The 16,365-nt window shown below is 57.9% G+C and carries 14 protein-coding genes and 1 riboswitch; of the genes, 10 read left to right on the top strand and 4 right to left on the bottom strand.

Going from position 1 to position 16,365, the window contains the following annotated elements; translation table 11 throughout:
• Positions 1-143: 143 nt before the first annotated feature.
• From B0G52_RS28705 to B0G52_RS28695, 3 genes are read left to right on the top strand one after another with little or no spacing between them, the layout of a single operon-like run.
• The gene (locus B0G52_RS28705) at positions 144-1,436 is read left to right on the top strand and encodes a Gfo/Idh/MocA family protein (protein ID WP_094049757.1); all 1,293 of its coding nucleotides are present in this window, start codon (positions 144-146) and stop codon (positions 1,434-1,436) included.
• A 15-nt stretch (positions 1,437-1,451) separates the two neighbouring features.
• Positions 1,452-2,858, top strand: a complete 1,407-nt coding sequence (gene uxaC / locus B0G52_RS28700; RefSeq protein WP_094049755.1) for a glucuronate isomerase — start codon at positions 1,452-1,454, stop codon at positions 2,856-2,858.
• 57 nt (positions 2,859-2,915) lie between these two features.
• On the top strand, positions 2,916-4,265 hold the full coding sequence (locus B0G52_RS28695) for a phosphodiester glycosidase family protein (protein WP_143762668.1): 1,350 nt from the start codon (positions 2,916-2,918) through the stop codon (positions 4,263-4,265).
• A 93-nt stretch (positions 4,266-4,358) separates the two neighbouring features.
• Here B0G52_RS28695 and B0G52_RS28690 read toward each other — a convergent pair whose 3' ends face one another.
• The gene (locus tag B0G52_RS28690; protein WP_094049751.1) at positions 4,359-4,634 is read right to left on the bottom strand and encodes a hypothetical protein; all 276 of its coding nucleotides are present in this window, start codon (positions 4,632-4,634) and stop codon (positions 4,359-4,361) included.
• 65 nt (positions 4,635-4,699) lie between these two features.
• Positions 4,700-4,996, bottom strand: coding sequence for a DUF3055 domain-containing protein (locus tag B0G52_RS28685; protein ID WP_198960750.1), 297 nt, complete (start codon positions 4,994-4,996; stop codon positions 4,700-4,702).
• Positions 4,997-5,223: 227 nt separating this feature from the next.
• Here B0G52_RS28685 and B0G52_RS28680 point away from each other — a divergent pair, with 227 nt between their 5' ends.
• On the top strand, positions 5,224-6,219 hold the full coding sequence (locus B0G52_RS28680; protein WP_094049750.1) for an HRDC domain-containing protein: 996 nt from the start codon (positions 5,224-5,226) through the stop codon (positions 6,217-6,219).
• Between the two features lie 86 nt (positions 6,220-6,305).
• On the opposite strand, the gene corA is transcribed toward B0G52_RS28680, so the two are convergent.
• A complete protein-coding gene (gene corA, locus B0G52_RS28675) occupies positions 6,306-7,241 on the bottom strand; it encodes a magnesium/cobalt transporter CorA (protein ID WP_094049749.1) in 936 nt (311 codons plus the stop codon).
• 377 nt (positions 7,242-7,618) lie between these two features.
• Positions 7,619-7,734, top strand: a riboswitch (SAM riboswitch).
• A gap of 98 nt (positions 7,735-7,832) precedes the next feature.
• Between corA and metA the strand changes: the two genes are divergently transcribed.
• From metA to mqnC, 5 genes are all read left to right on the top strand, one after another.
• Positions 7,833-8,765 (top strand): homoserine O-acetyltransferase MetA, encoded by a 933-nt coding sequence (gene metA / locus B0G52_RS28670; protein WP_094049747.1) that lies wholly within the window; start codon positions 7,833-7,835, stop codon positions 8,763-8,765.
• Between the two features lie 17 nt (positions 8,766-8,782).
• Entirely contained in the window at positions 8,783-9,940 is a 1,158-nt protein-coding gene (locus B0G52_RS28665; RefSeq protein ID WP_094049745.1) for a PLP-dependent transferase, read from the top strand.
• Positions 9,941-9,963: 23 nt separating this feature from the next.
• A complete protein-coding gene (locus B0G52_RS28660) occupies positions 9,964-11,151 on the top strand; it encodes a MalY/PatB family protein (RefSeq protein ID WP_094049744.1) in 1,188 nt (395 codons plus the stop codon).
• A 119-nt stretch (positions 11,152-11,270) separates the two neighbouring features.
• On the top strand, positions 11,271-12,647 hold the full coding sequence (locus B0G52_RS28655) for an EAL domain-containing protein (protein ID WP_094049743.1): 1,377 nt from the start codon (positions 11,271-11,273) through the stop codon (positions 12,645-12,647).
• Positions 12,648-12,728: 81 nt separating this feature from the next.
• Positions 12,729-13,865: a cyclic dehypoxanthinyl futalosine synthase gene (gene mqnC / locus B0G52_RS28650; RefSeq protein WP_094049741.1), complete on the top strand. Its 1,137-nt coding sequence runs from the start codon at positions 12,729-12,731 to the stop codon at positions 13,863-13,865.
• Positions 13,866-14,074: 209 nt separating this feature from the next.
• On the opposite strand, the gene B0G52_RS28645 is transcribed toward mqnC, so the two are convergent.
• Positions 14,075-15,184: a GGDEF domain-containing protein gene (locus B0G52_RS28645; RefSeq protein WP_094049740.1), complete on the bottom strand. Its 1,110-nt coding sequence runs from the start codon at positions 15,182-15,184 to the stop codon at positions 14,075-14,077.
• Between the two features lie 119 nt (positions 15,185-15,303).
• Here B0G52_RS28645 and B0G52_RS28640 point away from each other — a divergent pair, with 119 nt between their 5' ends.
• On the top strand, positions 15,304-16,203 hold the full coding sequence (locus tag B0G52_RS28640; RefSeq protein WP_094049738.1) for a putative sporulation protein YtxC: 900 nt from the start codon (positions 15,304-15,306) through the stop codon (positions 16,201-16,203).
• Positions 16,204-16,365: the final 162 nt, after the last annotated feature.

Raw genomic sequence — 16,365 nt, 5'->3', positions numbered from 1 at the left:
TCATTTTCGCGAAGCTTACGATGTATTATAGCAAAATATGCGGGATTTTTGCGTTAATGAGCAGGAAAGCAGGAGAAAACGTTTCTTGTTTGCTATAAGTTACTCTTATCGGAACAACAATCCAAACATAAGGGTGAGCGAATATGAGCGACAAGAAAAAGTACGTGTTAGTAGGTTCGGGCGGACGGGCGGAGTTTTTCTATTCGGCGATCGCGACGTCTTTCCGCGATACGTCGGAGCTGCTGGCGTTCTGCGACACGAACCAGACCCGGATGAATTACGCCAACCGGCAGCTGACCGAGCGTTACGGCTATCGTCCGGTCGCGACTTACAAGACCGAGCAGTTCGACGAGATGATCGCCAGGGAGAGGCCAGACGCCGTCATCGTGACGAGCGTGGACCGCACTCACCATACGTACATCATTCGGGCGATGGAACTCGGCTGCGACGTCGTGACCGAGAAGCCGATGACGGTGGACGAGAAGAAGTGCCAGGACATTTTGGACGCGGTCGAGCGCACCGGCCGGAATGTGCGGGTGACGTTTAACTACCGCTATGCGCCGCACCATACGAAAGCCCGCGAGCTGATCGAGGACGGCGTGATCGGCAAAGTTACTTCGGTTCATTTCGAGTGGCTGCTGAACACGCAGCACGGCGCGGATTATTTCCGCAGATGGCACCGGGACAAAAGAAACAGCGGCGGCCTGCTCGTCCACAAGTCGACGCACCATTTCGACCTCGTCAACTTCTGGATCGGCTCGGAGCCGGATACGGTGTTCGCTTTCGGGGATCTGCTGTTCTACGGCAAGGAGAACGCGGAGCAGCGCGGAGTGACCAAGTTTTACGATCGCGCCACCGGAAATCCGAACGCCAAGGGCGATCCGTTCGCCCTGCCGCTCGACGAGAACGACAACCTGAAGGCGCTCTATCTGGATGCGGAGCATGAAGACGGCTACCAGCGCGACCAGAGCGTGTTCGGAGACGGCATCAGCATCGAGGATACGATGGGCGTGCTGGTCCGGTACAAGAACAACGCGATTTTGACGTATTCCCTCAACGCTTACCTCCCTTGGGAAGGGTACCGCATCGCCTTTAACGGCACGAAGGGCCGGATCGAGATGACGATCGTCGAGCAATCGTACGTCAACTCGGGCGGCGAGAAAGCCGAGGAAGGCGCGCTTAAAGACAGATCGATCACCGTGTTCCCGATGTTCGCGGCTCCTTACGAGGTCGAGGTCGAAGAGGGCGAAGGCGGGCACGGCGGCGGCGATCCGGTGCTGCTGAACGATATTTTCGGCGTTCCGGCGGAGGATCGGTTCAAGCGGGCGGCGAATCATATCGACGGAGCGAAAAGCATTTTGACGGGCATCGCGGCGAACCGTTCGATTCGGACGGGACAGGCGGTGCGCGTCGACGAGCTGGTCAAATTTCGATGAAGGAGCGATAGCGAAGTGAAGGAGTTCATGGGCGAGCACTTTCTGCTTCAGAGCGAGGTTTCTCGGAGGCTGTATCACGATTACGCGGCGGGACAGCCGATTATCGACTACCACTGCCATCTGAATCCGCAGGAAATCTACGAGGACAAGCGTTTCGGCAACCTCGCGGAAATTTGGCTGTACGGAGACCACTACAAGTGGAGAGCGATGCGGGCGAACGGAATCGAGGAAGCGCTCGTAACCGGAGGTCCGGGGGTAGACGACTACGACCGTTTCCTCGCGTGGGCGAGGACGGTTCCCGCGACGCTGGGCAATCCGCTGTACCACTGGTCGCATCTCGAGCTGAGACGTTATTTCGGCATCGAGGAGCCGATCAACGAGAAGAACGCGCCGGCGATCTGGGAGAAGGCGAACGCGGTGCTGCGTTCCGAAGACTTTTCCGTCCGAAAATTGATCCGGGATCAGCGCGTGCGCGTCATCTGCACGACCGACGATCCGACCGATACGCTCGAATATCATGAAGGAATCAAAGGCATCGCCGATTTCGATTGCCTCGTGCTTCCGTCGTTCCGGCCCGACAAGGGGCTGGAAATTCGCCGCGGCACGTTCGTGCCATGGGTGCGCAAGCTCGGCGAGACGGCAGGGACGAACGTCGATACGTACGAGGGGTTCCTGGCGGCGGTGGACAGCCGGATCGCCTTCTTCGCCAAGGTCGGCTGCAAAGTGTCCGACCATGCGCTCGACCGTGTGCTGTACGCCGAGACGAATCTGGGAGAAGTATCCGACATCTATGCGCGGGCGCTTGGCGGCGAGACGTTGACGCTGGAGGAGGAAAGCAAGTACAAGACGTACACGCTGCTTCACCTGGGCGAGCAGTACAGCAAGCTCGGCTGGACGATGCAGCTGCACATCCACGCATCCCGGAACAACAACAGCCGTACGTTCTCCCGCCTCGGTCCGGATACCGGCTTCGACTCGATCCACGACGGAGAGCTGGCCTATCCGCTGACGAAGCTGCTGGACGGCATCGACGCCAAAGCCGGCTTGCCGAGAACGATTCTGTACTCGCTTAATCCGAAGGACTACTACGTGCTGGGAACGGTGATGGGCAGCTTCCAGGGCGGCGGCATACCGGGCAAAATCCAGCTCGGCTCGGCCTGGTGGTTCAACGATACGAAGGACGGCATGCTGGAGCAGATGAACGCGCTGGCCAATCTTGGCCTGCTGTCCCGCTTCGTCGGCATGCTGACGGATTCCCGCAGCTTCCTGAGCTATCCGCGCCACGAATATTTCCGCAGAATTTTGTGCGATATGCTCGGCGAGTGGGTCGAGCGCGGAGAAGCGCCGCACGATATGGAGCTGCTCGGCGGCATGGTGGAGGACATCTGCTTCCGCAACGCCCAAAATTACTTCGGCTTCTAAACAATAGGCCCTTTCCTTCCGAAAATAACGTTATTCGGAAGGAAGGGGTCTTTTTTCGTGGGTAAAAAGTTTCGTTTCTTGGTCAAGGTAGCAGGAGCAGGAGTGCTTGGCTTAAGTTTAATAGGGGCGGATGCCGGAACGGATAGGTCTTCAGTTCCGCAAGTGGAGCCGCAGGCGGGCCAGCTTGCCTGTCCGAGGGAAACGGTCAAGCTGCCGATGAACGATCGCAAGAGCCTGGACGCTCTTTTTCAATACGAACCGTATTTGTACTATGAATTGGCCAATCCGAAGCTGGCCCGCGTGACGTCGCAAGGCATCGCCGTGCCGCTGGCGAAGGGCGTGACGCAAGTGGGGGTCACGGCGTCCGGGTACGAACGCGAAGCGGCCGGCTGCAGCTTCCGGCTGCAGATCGTCGATCCCGTCAAGTTCAAGCCGGACATCGCGCCGAAGACGGAGTCGGGACAGACGAAGCTGAACGGCCGGAAAGTATACGTCAATACGATCGTGCTGCCGAAGGGGATGCCGACCGGTCTCGGACTCGGGAAGGACGCGCTCGGCAACGCGGAGGCGATGAAGGCGATCGTGACGAGGCACCAGGCGAGCTATGCGATTAACGGCACTTATTTTGCCGCGTACAACGATGAAGTACCGCTGCCTTACGGCACGCTGGTGAAAGACGGGGAGCTGCTGTTCAATACCGGCAGCGTGGGCACGATCATTAGCTTTGGGGCGGATGGCACTGCACGGTTTGAGGTGGCGTCGCCGAGCATTACAGGGGGCTTCGACGGACTGTACGATTCGGAGCGTCGCTGGACGGCGAGCTACGTGAACCGCCGCGCCGGCAGCGGGACGACGATCTATACGCCCGATTACGGCGCGAGAATCGGCACCGACAAGGGCGTTATGATTGTCGTCAGCGGCGGCAAAGTCGTCAAAGTAGCGGCCGGAGAAAACGCGAAAATCCCACGCGACGGCTACGTGATCGTGAACCAGCGCGATAGCTTGGCGGAGCTGAAGGAAATGTTCAAGGTCGGCCGGAAGGTGCATTACCGCGTGACCTACTCGAACAGGGAAGGACGGCTTGTCCAGTGGAACGACACGGTCACGGCCGTGCAAGCCTGGCCGAGGCTGATCGAGGGCGGCAAGGTTGTCGAGAAAGACGGAGCCGACGCCAAGCGGGCAGCCCGCAGCGGCATCGGGATCACGAAGGACGGCCGCGTCGTCCTGGTGACGACAGGTACGGCAACGCACGGGGAAGTCGCGGAGTTGCTGCGGGCCAAAGGGGCCGTAGAAGCGATGGCGCTGGACGGAGGCGCGTCAGCCGGCATCTACTCGCAGGGGGTTCAGCTGTTCACGCCGGGACGGAACCTGAGCAATGTGCTGCTGTTTGGCCCGAACTTGCGATAAGTTGTCTCCGAAGAGGTCAAGACGTTAAGCAAGAGCTAGAAGTCAGGCCCGGAGCGGTCGACGGGAACGCCGACTGTCTTCCGGGCCTGCGCGTCAGGGATAATCTTGTTCGACGATCTCGTCCTCGGCTTCGACTTCCCCGGGATAGCCGCGCTCCAGGCCGGCGTGGAACTCGCGATTCTCGTAAGAGAACGCGTTGGGCGGACGCTGGTCGTCGCGCCACGGCGTGCTCTTGCCGATGGCGTACATCGGAGCGGGAGAGCCGTACGGTCCCTCCGGAAACTCTTCGGGAATGAGGTCGTTGCGCTGCGACTCTACCGTCGCCAGATCGGTCGTCGGCTGCTTTTTCTCGGAACGGAACGGGGTCATGGCGGAATCTCGCCTCCTTCGCAGGTTGGTCTGGATTCCGTTAGAATGTCCGAACCGCGCTTCCGTTAGTCGGTAAAGTTGACGGCCCCGAGCACAAGCGTCAGAAACTGGGCGAGCTCCGCGGCTTCCTCTTCGCTGATGCGGAACGCCGCTTCGAGCACGCCTTCCTCCTCCAGATCGTCGGGGCCGAGAATGGCGCTTCTCCCGAACATCAGGTCGGTGACCAGCTTTTTGCCATAGAAGCGGTTCGTCGTCAGGAGGGCCAGATCGAAGCGCTTAAGGCCGGGCGTAATGAACGTAACGAATCGGGTCGACGTCTGCTCCGTCGAATCGGACAGAAAATCGTAATCTTTCAAAACCATGCGGATAAGTCCTCCTTGAGGCGGCTGTTGCCCTTATTATAAATGATCGAAGGGGTCTTGCCTAACCTGGATAATTTTGATAATCTTAAGGTGTTCAATGTTCGCACGATTGAGGAAGCACCTCATCGCCAACCGGCGTGGGGTGCTTTTTGTCATTTTTCCCTAACCGGCTCTGCGGTTTGAACGCATACGATCAAGCCGCGGGATGCGGCCAAGGAGGAATAGGGATGCAAGTCGTGTTTCTGAATCAGTTCGAACGGGTGATGGGACATGCGGACGAACGGGCGCAAGTGTTCATCGGAGAGCTGCAAGGCATCTGGAGCGTCGGCTGGCGCGCGCTTCAGGGCGCGGAGTCGGAGGTGCAGCATCTGTGGTACGAAGGCATGAGCTGGGAGGAGCTGCTGGCGGCGTTCCGTCACGGGGTAGCCGTCAAGATGAAGGAGGGCTTCAGGCCGCTTCTGGACGGCATGCTGGAGGAGGTGCCGTTCTGGGAGCGCCGGCAAGCGCTGCCGCAGCTGCTGCAGTGCTATGCGGATACGCAACAAGCCGAGGAAGCCGTATCCGCGCTTCGGGCCTGGAGGAGAGCGAAGGCGATCGAGGAGAAGAAGTCGGCTTATCTGATCGCGACGAACCGGGAAGTGCAGATGCTGGCCGTCTATGTGCCTCATACGCTGGACGAGCTGGGGGAGATTCCGGGCTTCGGGAAAGTCAAGACCGAGCGGTACGGCGGAGAGATCGTCGCGCTGCTGCAAGGCATGGAGAGGCAGCATACGTTTCCGCTCAGCGGATGGGTTCCCGGAGCGGTAACCGCGGATCAACTGTCGACCTGGATGTTCCGGCTCCAGGAGGAGAAGTACGGGAAGAAGCTGGCGGTCGTCAAGGAGAAGCGTTCTCTGTTGGAAGGAATCCGCAGCGGCAAGACGCTTGCGCAGCTGGAGAGCGACCTGGGCTGTTCGCGGCGCGCGCTCATCGAGCGGATCGAGCGTCTGGACGAGGAAGGATACGACGTGCTGCCGATCGTGGAACAGGAGCTTGGCGAGATGAGCGCCGAGGAAGCGCTGCAGTTCGAGGCGGCGATCAGCGAGCTGGGAGATCAGTACCTGAAGCCGCTTCTTCGCAAAATATACGGAGAGTCGGTGTCCGCAGACGAGGTGGAGACGAAATACGCGAAGCTGCGCATGATGCGCATCCGGCGTCGCCGGTCGGCCGGTCAAGCCGTCTGACGGCGCACGAAAAGAGCCGGGTTCCGTTTATCGGGATGCGGAAACCGGCTCCTTTCGCTGGGGCCTGGCAGACCGGGAATTGTCCATCACAGCCAATCCTTCTTGCGGAACAAGTAGAACATGCCGACGGCGATGGCGACCATGCACCCGATCAGAACGACCGAGCCGTAGGCGAAGTGCATGCCCGGAATATAGTCGAAATTCATTCCGTAGATTCCGGTAATGAACGTTAGCGGCATGAAGATAGTCGTAAGCGCGGTGAAAACTCTCATAATTTCGTTCGCGCGGCTCGCCAGGCTGGATTGGTAAGCCTCCCGCAAGTTGCCCATGAGATCGCGGTACGTCTCGAACGTCTCGTAGATTTTGACCGCGTTCTCGTGGATGTCGCCGAAGTACTTCTGCAGATCGTTGTCGATCAGGCGCAGGTCCTTCTTGTTGAGTGTGGCGATCAGGTCGCGCTGCGGGCCGAGCGCCTTCTTCAGCCACAAAATTTCGCTTCGAAGACCGATGATCTCGGTCAGGTGGGACTTCTTCGTGTGCATGAGAATGTCTTCTTCGAGACTCTCGATGCGAGCTTCGATCCGGTCGCCTACCGTAATGTAGTTGTCGACGACGAGGTCGACGAGGTGGTACAGGAACCGGTCCGCCGTATCGACCTCCTGTTCCCACAGAAGCGGCTTGACGCTGCGAAGCTCGTTGATTTTCTGACGGGTGACCGTGATCAAATAATGGCGGCCGAGGAACAGATTCAGCGCGCGCAGGAAAATTTCTTCGTCGTCGAACCGGATGCTGTTAATGACAAGGAAGTATTGGTTTTCGTAAATTTCCAGCTTCGGCCGCTGCTCTTCTTCCGTCAGGCAGTCCTCGACGGCCAGGTCGTGAAGGCCGAACAAGGGCTGAAGGACGACCAGGTCGTCGACGTCCGCGTCGATCCAGTAAAATCCGCTCTTAGGCGGAAGCAGCGTATCTTCGATGCTGTCGATAGGCGTGAATACGCCGTTGTTAACCAGTCTGATTTTCATGGGAACCGCTCCTTTGCATGTCCGTTACCGTTCATGCAGGACGATTCCGTCGGAGCAAATAAGGTTATCCGGGGAAGCCGGACACCGCGAGCTTTACCGCGACGGAAATCGGTCCTGCCTTGCGTATGTGATTTCCATCCGGCTTCGGTTTATCGCCTTCCATGTCCGGCTCCCCCCTTTTACAGTCCCGTGGACTTTGTCGATAAATGCAGTTAACGTGATAAGTATAATCCTCACCCCCCGAACGTTTCAAGGAGAAAATCAGCGGCCGAAGCAGGGCGGACAGCCTGTAAACAGCCTGTAAAGGACACCTTGACTGTCCTCGCGATTTCGGGTACATTAAGGATAGTTTTCCCGACAACCGAATAAAGATGGCCATCTTATCAAGAGCAGGCGGAGGGACTAGCCCTATGAAGCCCGGCAACCGGCGTAGTGTCATTAGACGCACGGTGCTAATTCTTGCGGAAACGGTATCGTTTCTGACAGATGAGAGGGGCGCGCGTACGATTGATGGATACACGACCCTGATCTCATTTGGGGTCGTTTTTATGTTGGAGAAATGGAATTTTCCATTCCGGAGGAGGAATGAGCATGCCGATCAAAGTACCGGACAATTTGCCAGCCAAGGAAGTGCTGGCGCGAGAGAACATCTTCGTCATGGACGAAAGCGTCGCGTATCATCAAGATATTCGCCCGCTGCGAATTGCGATCCTGAATTTGATGCCGACCAAGGAAACGACGGAAACCCAATTGCTTCGCCTGATCGGGAACACGCCGCTGCAGTTGGAAGCGGTGCTGCTGCACCCGAAGACGCATACGTCGAAGAACACGTCCGCGGATCACCTGACCAGCTTCTATAAAACTTTCGACGACATCAAGGACCAGCAATACGACGGGATGATCATTACCGGCGCCCCCGTCGAACACTTGCCGTTCGAGAAAGTCGATTACTGGGAAGAGCTGAAGGAGATCATGGATTGGACGGTCGACAACGTGACGTCTACCTTCCATATATGCTGGGGAGCGCAAGCGGGCCTATACCATCACTTCGGCATTCCGAAGTATCCGCTCCAGGAGAAAATGTTCGGCGTCTTCCCGCACGGAGTATCGAAGCCGAATACGCCGCTTCTGCGCGGCTTCGACGAGGTGTTCTACGCGCCTCAGTCCCGCCACACCGAGGTGCTGAGGGAGGACGTGGCGAAAGCGGCGGGGTTGGAGATTTTGTCGGAATCGGAGGAAGCGGGCGTCTATATCGCGGCTTCGACGGACGGGAAGCAAATTTTCGTTACCGGGCATTCCGAATACGATCCGCAATCGCTCAAGTGGGAATACGACCGCGACAAAGCCAAGGGGCTCAGAATCAACGTTCCGAAAAACTATTTTCCGAACGACGATCCGGCGAAATTCCCGATGTCCACCTGGCGGGCGCACGGCAACTTGCTGTTCTCCAACTGGCTGAACTACTACGTATACCAGGCTACGCCGTACGAACTCGGCAAGGCAAAGCCACACACGATTCGTTAGGAGGCAAATGAACGATTATGAAGATTGAAAGTCGCCTGGCCCAAATCGGGTCGCAAAACGATCCTCAAACCGGAGCGGTCAGCTTTCCGATCTACCAATCGACGGCTTTCCGCCATCCCCGGCTGGGACAAAGCACGGGCTTCGATTATTCTCGCTCGAAGAGTCCGACGCGCGCCGTGCTGGAAGCGGCCGCGGCCGATCTGGAGAGAGGGGACGCGGGATTCGCGACGAGCTCCGGCATGGCCGCGCTGCAGATCGTCTTCTCCTTGTTCAGCAGCGGAGATCATCTGCTCGTGTCGCTTGACCTGTACGGAGGAACTTACCGTCTGCTGGAGCAAGTGATGTCCAGATTCGGCGTGACGGCGACCTACATCGATACGAACGACCTGGACGCGCTGGAGTCGCACCGCAAGCCGAACACGAAAGCGGTGCTGATCGAGACGCCGACGAACCCGCTCATGATGGTGACGGACATCGCCAAGGTTGCCGCGTGGGCGAAGCGCTTCGACCTGCTCACGATCGTGGACAATACGCTGCTGACGCCGTTCTTCCAGCGGCCGATCGAGCTTGGCGCGGACATCGTCGTGCACAGCGCGAGCAAATATTTAGGCGGCCACAACGACGTGCTGGCGGGTCTGATCGTGACGAAAGGCGAGAAGCTGTCCGCCGACGTGGCGTTCCTGCACAACTCGATCGGCGCGGTGCTCGGGCCCCAGGATTCCTGGCTGCTGATGCGCGGCATGAAGACGCTCGCTCTGCGGATGGAGCGGCATCAGGCGAACGCGACGCGGATCGCCGAATGGCTCAAGAGCCATCCTTCCGTTGAATCGGTGTATTATCCGGCGCTGCCGGATCACCCGGGACACGACATTCAGAAGGCCCAGTCTTCCGGCAATACGGGCATTTTCTCTTTCAGAATGAAGGACGCCCGCACGATCGAGCCGATTTTGCGCCACATTAAGCTGATCGCCTTCGCCGAGAGCCTGGGAGGCGGAGAATCCCTCATGACATACCCGGCCGTGCAGACGCACGCGGACATTCCGGAAGAGATTCGCCTCGCGGTCGGCGTGGACGACCGGCTGCTCCGGTTCTCCGTCGGACTCGAGCATGCGGACGATATTTTGGAGGATCTGCGGCAAGCGATCGAGGCCGCGGAGCGGGAAATCAACGGGTAAAACGGATCGGAGGGGATCACGGCATGAAATACGATTTCGACAAACGAATCGACCGGACGGGGACGGCTTCCTACAAGTGGGATCAGTCCGAGAGGCTGTTCGGGCGTTCCGATATTTTGCCCTTGTGGGTAGCGGACATGGATTTCGAGCCTCCGCAGGAAGTCGTGGAGGCGATTAAACTCCGGGCGGAGCACGGAATCTACGGATATACGGTGCGGACGCAAGGGTATTACGACGCGATTATCGGCTGGCTGTCCCGGCGCCATCAGTGGCGGATCGAGCAGGAGTGGCTGTCTTCCAGCCCGGGCGTCGTGCCGGCGCTGAGCTTGATGGTGCAGACGTTCACGGAGCCGGGGGACGGCGTCATTCTGCAATCGCCTGTCTACTACCCGTTCTACGACGTCATTCTGATGAACGGGCGGAAAGTCGTGAACAATCCGCTCCTGCTTAAGGACGGACGGTACGAGATCGATTTCGAGCTGCTTGAGGAGCAGGCGGCCGGCGGGGCGAAAATGCTGCTGCTATGCTCGCCTCACAATCCCGGCGGCCGCGTGTGGACGCGCGAGGAGCTGGAGCGCATCGCAGAAATCTGCGAGAAGCACGGCCTGCTCGTCGTCGCGGACGAAATCCACCACGATCTCGTCTTCTCCGGACACAAGCACGTGCCGTACGCTTCCTTGTCCGAAGCTTGCGCGCAGCATTCCGTTACCTGCATCGCGCCGAGCAAGACGTTCAATTTGGCGGGGCTGCAAGCGGCCGCTGTCATCATTCCTAACGCGGATATCCGTCGCAAATACAACGCGGCGCTCAAGACGCTGTCCATTCATATGGAGTCGTATTTCGGGCTGACCGCGACCGAAGCCAGCTACGCGCACGGCGATGAATGGCTGGATCAGCTGCTCGTATATCTGGAAGGCAACCGGGACGCGCTGCTCGCTTACGTGAAGGAGCATCTGCCGCAGGTGAAGGCGATGTCGCCGGAAGGCACGTATATGGTATGGATGGATTGCACGGCGATCTCGGACAAGCCTCAGGAGCTCAAGCGGCTCATGTTCGAGAAGGCGGGCGTCGCCTTCAGCGAAGGCTCGGTATTCGGAGAACAAGGGGCCGGCTATTTGCGCGTGAACCTGGCTTGTCCGCGCTCTTTGCTGCTGGAAGGGCTGGAGAAATTCTCCAAAGCCGTGCAGGACTTGAACGGCGGGCGGCCGTAAACGACGAAACCGCAAGAATCTTGTCGATTCTTGCGGTTTTTTTGGTTATTCCCCTACCTAATCCTGCCCGTTTCGTGCTACAATATTTCCAATCTACCCCAAGACAAGGATGATGGGACTTGAAGATCCAGAAGATGATCGACCGGTTTTCCTTGGCATGCCGCATGCTGCTGCCGAACCGGTTGCTTAAGTTCTATCCGCCGGATTTCACCTTGCGCCGTCCGATCGTTTCCTTGTTGAATAAGAGAATCCGACAAGGCAAGGAATGTTACCTGACTTTGTTCAGGCTGGATTGCTCTCCTATCAAGCAAGAATTGTCCCGCGGCGACTGGTCCGACTTTCTCGAAGCCGCCCGGAGACATCTGCGCATTTCCGTAACGAGCCGTTTCGAGGAACAGGACGTAATCGCGGTCTTTCAATATTCCGATGCCGATTTCGTGCTGCTGGTCGAGAGCCGGCACGGCAAAGAGAAAAGCGATCTCGTTCCCGGGAAGCTGCAGTCCCTGCTGGACGAGGTGCGCGCAGATCTGGAAATCGGACTGGCGGGCTACCGGCCCGAATGGAGGAACGCGCTGACCGTCGTCTCCTCGGCGGTGCCGTTTCCTGCCAACTGCGCTTCCTCCGTGCCTGCCGAGATTTTGCTGCAGGAAAGCTATCAGTCTGCGTTTGCGCTGGCCACGGGAACGATAACGCCCCAGATGCAGCGTCTGCGGAGCGAGCTGGAACGCGTTCTGGAGAACGGTTCGATCAGCGTGCTGGCTCAGCCCATCATGAACTTGACGACGGGGGACGTGTTCGGTTGGGAGATTCTGACTCGGGGTCCGGAAGGCACGGTGCTGCATTTCCCGGACGAGTTGTTTAATTTCGCTTCGCAGAGCCGGCTTCTCAGCCGTCTGGAGTTTCTCGTCGTGAAGCGCGCTCTGGAGGAGATCGCTTCCCGCAGCATCAAGGAGCCGATCTTCCTGAACGTAACGGCGGTGACGCTGTCTCATCCCCTCTTCCTGTCCCACGTGCTCGAATGCCTGGAGCGCAACGCGCCGCTCAGCGCCCAGCAAATCTATTTCGAAATTACCGAACGCCACCAAATTACGAATTTCGATGCGATGATCGATATTTTACGGACGTTCCGGGAGCATGGCTTCCGCTTTGCCGTGGACGATGCCGGCTCGGGCTATTCGAGTCTCCAATGGATCGGGGAGCTCGTTCCGGAGCTGATCAAGGTCGACCGTTCGGTCATTCGCCACGTGGATCGGATCGCCATCAAGGAGTCGCTGCTGCGGGCCATCGTCACGGCCGCACGGGAGATGAAGTGCGAGATCGTGGCGGAAGGAGTCGAGCGCGAGGAGGAGGCCGACGTCCTGTTCAAGCTCGAAGTGGACATGGGGCAAGGGTATTACTTCGCGCGTCCGAACGTGCTGCTGTACGAGCATGAACGGGAGATGTTCCAGGAAACGAAAGACCGGATTCAGCATCGCCGCGGACTTGTCGCCTCTTAGGTGACTCCCGCGGTATTTTTGTGTTACGATGGGATAAGGTTTGAAGAGGACAGCAGTCCAACGAGGAGGAGGGTCCCGAATATGAGTCAAGTGGACCGAATTTTGGAAGGCGCTCTGCAAGGCACACGGCTTCAACTGGAAGATATCGTTGCTTTGTTCGAGAGCGATGAGATAGAGAAGATGGGGCATGCGGCCAACCGGATCATGCTGGCCAAGCATCCCGAGCCGATCACGACGTTCGTCGTCGGACGCAACGTCAACTACACGAACGTATGCGACGTCTATTGCCGTTTCTGCGCGTTCTACCGGGCGCCGGGCTCCAAGGAAGGGTACGTGCTTCCGAACGAGGCGATCTTCCGTAAAATCCAGGAGACGATCGACGTAGGCGGCACGGAAATATTGATGCAGGGCGGCACGAATCCGGATTTGCCGTTCAGCTATTATCTCGATTTGCTGCGCGAGATCAAGCAGCGTTTCCCCGGCATTACGATGCATTCGTTCTCCCCGGCGGAAATTCGCAAGATGCAGGTCGTCGCCGGCGACATTCCGATCGAGGACGTCGTCAGGCAGCTTCACGAGGCCGGTCTGGACTCGCTTCCGGGCGGCGGCGCGGAAATTCTCGACGATAGAACGCGGAAGAAAATCAGCCGCCTGAAGGGCTCCTGGAAAGACTGGATGGAAGTGATGACGACCGCGCACAAAGTCGGCATGAACACGACGGCGACGATGGTCATCGGCTTCGGCGAATCGATGGAGGAGCGGGCGCTGCACCTGCTGCGCGTGCGCGACGCCCAGGACGAATGCCTCAACAACGGCTATCCTTCGCCCGGATTCCTGGCGTTCATCCCGTGGACGTTCCAGCCGGACAACACGAATATGAAGCGCGAGAAGGCGTCGCCGGAGGAATACCTCAAGACGCTGGCGATCAGCCGGATCGCCCTCGACAACATCAAGAACTTCCAATCGTCGTGGGTGACGATGGGACCGGAGATCGGCAAGCTGTCGCTGCAGTACGGCTGCAACGACTTCGGCAGCACGATGATCGAGGAGAACGTCGTATCGGCCGCCGGCACGACGCATAAGGTCAATATCGAACTTATTCTTAAGCTGATCCGCGAATGCGGCAAAATTCCCGCCCAGCGCAACACGAAGTACGAGCTTCTGAAGGTGTACGGCGAGAATGAGACGGCTGCGAAAGATTATGTGATGCAAAATTAAATCGTAAAATAAGGGCTGCTCCATAAGAGGCTAATTATCGATAGCAGAAGATAAAAGCGCATATATCTCCTTCCGAGTCTATACGATCCTGAAATCCGAATGGTAAACCCGTTGTAAGGTGATTTCAGGACCGTATGAGGCCTTCTCCAGGAGATATATGCGCTCACTTTTTTCTTATCGATAATTCAGATCTTATGGAAGGCAGCCCTTTAGCGTCCGCTTGCGGCCGGCTGACCGGCTTTGGCGATGACGGTGCGGTTTTTCCCCGAATGCTTCGCTTCATAGAGAGCGGCGTCCGCCAGCTTGAACAGTTCCTCCTTGCCCATCCCCGGAACGTACGCGTTCAGCCCGAAGCTGACCGTTACGTTGCTTCCGTCCAGCGCATCGTGCAGGGCCGAAGCGATCTCTTTGCGAATATCCTCGACCAGATCGTAAGCTTCCTGGAAGCTTTTCTCCGTAAACAGAATGACGAATTCTTCTCCGCCGTACCTGGCGATAAAGTCGTTGCTTCCGGTTTTCGACCGGGCGATCGAAGCGACTTTCCGCAATACGGCGTCTCCCGCTTTGTGACCGAACGTATCGTTCACTTTCTTGAAGTTGTCGATGTCCATGATGGCCAGGTGCAGCTGCAGCGTTCCGTTATCCGCCTGCGCCACGAGGTGGTCCTTGTATTCATGATAGGCCATATGATTGTAAGTATCGGTCAGCGCGTCCGTCTTCGCCAGCTTGTCCATCAGGATCGTGCGCACGAGCAGCTCCTGGTTCGATTCGTACGAGCTGCGCAGATGCGTCAAAATTTCTCTGCCCCTGGCGAGAATGCCGAAGCCGATTCCGCTGTAGACGAGCAAAATGATCGCCATCGTCAGCGATCCCGTGGTCGACATGCGTTCTCCGATCTCTCCGTTAAACGCGAGCAAGGCGGCGAAAGCGATGCCGGTAATGAGAATGGCATACAGCAGCTTCTTGTATTGGAAATAAAAAATGCTGATCAGAATCGGAAAAAACAGAAGAAACAGGAGATACTCCAAGGAGGAGTGGACGAAAGTGACCGTGAAGGTCAGCAAAGTGGCGGTCGTAATGAGGATGTAGTCGTGGTGTTTGGACAAGTAACGAACGCTGATTTCCGCGACGAGCAGTATAGTTCCCATGATTGCCGTCGGCCTGACGATGTATAGAGCTATGAATTGCGCGGGCGGCACTTCGGTAACCTGCAGAAAAAGAAATTCCAAAGCGACGGACAGCAGGAACACGATCCAGCAGCCTTGGAGCAGCAGCCGATTCCAACGCTCTTGGCGTACGGAAAACGATGGTAAAGACATAAGGACGTCCTTTCTCGATCAAACTTCATAAAATATACCATAAACGATCTGCCATCGTATATCCCTTTTTGGGCCACCATATAGTTTAAGTAACGAGTCGGAAGGATGGAGGTGGAGAAATGAAGAAGATGGAGTTCGTCGTGGCTTACGCAAGCGATCCTCCTTCGTTGGAACGGCTGGCGGGCATGCTGGGCCGAACGTTCGTCGAGGCGGACGATCCGGTGGACAGCATTCAGTGGGAGCTCAGCCAGGAGGATGGCGTCATTCGCTGTCAATTTCCGGTCGGCCCGGGGCCGCAAGGCAAGAAGAGGTCGTGCGATCGCGTCGGCAAGGTGCTGGCCGAATATACGCTGTCGGAGCAAGAGCCATCGCTCCTCAGGAAGCTGTTCCGTTCCAAGTTCGGCTTGAAGGACGAGATGGAGGCAGACGCGCTGATCGCCGAAGCGGTGTCGCTGCTCGACGGCGAACCGGATGCCGTCGGCGGTTGGATGGGCCGGGGCAGGGAGCGCAGGCTGCAGAAGCTGGCGGCCAGGTTCTCGCGCTATTTGGAGGAGCATGAGCGGTTGAATCTGGAAGGATTCCTTCGTTTTCGCCTGGCGGATTACAGGGCGGAAGTGAAGGAAGCCGCCGAAGCCGCGATCGAGGAAAGAATGATGGAACGCCAATATCAGGAATTCATGTCTCTGCTCAAGTCGATGGTGGAGTGGCAGGAGACGAGGACGTCGACGGTTCACGTGCTGCACTCGGGCGGGCATGCCTTCCGGTTGCTGGACGAGGAGATGCGTCCTCTCGAGCAGACGGGCGAAGCGGAATCCGATACGATGGGACATTCGAAAGCGGGCGAGGAGGAGGGCCGGGAAGAGGCGGAGGAAGAAAGCTTGGTGGTAAGCCGTCTGCTTGCCGCATCGCCCCGTCAGCTCTACATCCACACGCCGGAGCCGGAATCGCAGGTCATTCGCACGATTATCGGCATTTTCGGAGATCGGGCGGCGCTGTACCCCGATCTGCCCGCCCACTGAGGGCGGAGCGGAACTTGACGGATATCGATCGCAATCGATATAATGAACGATATGAATCCACAATTCAAAAGCGATGAGAAAGACAACGCTGTCTGAACCGGACGGTCCAGAGAGAGGAACCCAAGGCTGCAAGTTCCTCCCGCAACCGGCTGACAGATACCC

The organism is Cohnella sp. SGD-V74 (assembly GCF_003001675.1).
GTDB lineage: Bacteria > Bacillota > Bacilli > Paenibacillales > Paenibacillaceae > Cohnella.
This window is presented reverse-complemented; position numbering and strand designations above follow the sequence as displayed.

Bases quoted from the DNA above. Each gene is read 5' to 3' on its own strand.
- B0G52_RS28705 (WP_094049757.1), top strand. From the start codon at position 144: ATGAGCGACAAGAAAAAGTACGTGTTAGTAGGTTCGGGCGGACGGGCG.
- B0G52_RS28640 (WP_094049738.1), top strand. From the start codon at position 15,304: ATGAAGAAGATGGAGTTCGTCGTGGCTTACGCAAGCGATCCTCCTTCG.
- B0G52_RS28680 (WP_094049750.1), top strand. From the start codon at position 5,224: ATGCAAGTCGTGTTTCTGAATCAGTTCGAACGGGTGATGGGACATGCG.
- B0G52_RS28645 (WP_094049740.1), bottom strand. From the start codon at position 15,184: ATGTCTTTACCATCGTTTTCCGTACGCCAAGAGCGTTGGAATCGGCTG.
- B0G52_RS28690 (WP_094049751.1), bottom strand. From the start codon at position 4,634: ATGACCCCGTTCCGTTCCGAGAAAAAGCAGCCGACGACCGATCTGGCG.
- B0G52_RS28685 (WP_198960750.1), bottom strand. From the start codon at position 4,996: ATGGTTTTGAAAGATTACGATTTTCTGTCCGATTCGACGGAGCAGACG.
- metA (WP_094049747.1), top strand. From the start codon at position 7,833: ATGCCGATCAAAGTACCGGACAATTTGCCAGCCAAGGAAGTGCTGGCG.
- B0G52_RS28665 (WP_094049745.1), top strand. From the start codon at position 8,783: ATGAAGATTGAAAGTCGCCTGGCCCAAATCGGGTCGCAAAACGATCCT.
- mqnC (WP_094049741.1), top strand. From the start codon at position 12,729: ATGAGTCAAGTGGACCGAATTTTGGAAGGCGCTCTGCAAGGCACACGG.
- B0G52_RS28660 (WP_094049744.1), top strand. From the start codon at position 9,964: ATGAAATACGATTTCGACAAACGAATCGACCGGACGGGGACGGCTTCC.
- corA (WP_094049749.1), bottom strand. From the start codon at position 7,241: ATGAAAATCAGACTGGTTAACAACGGCGTATTCACGCCTATCGACAGC.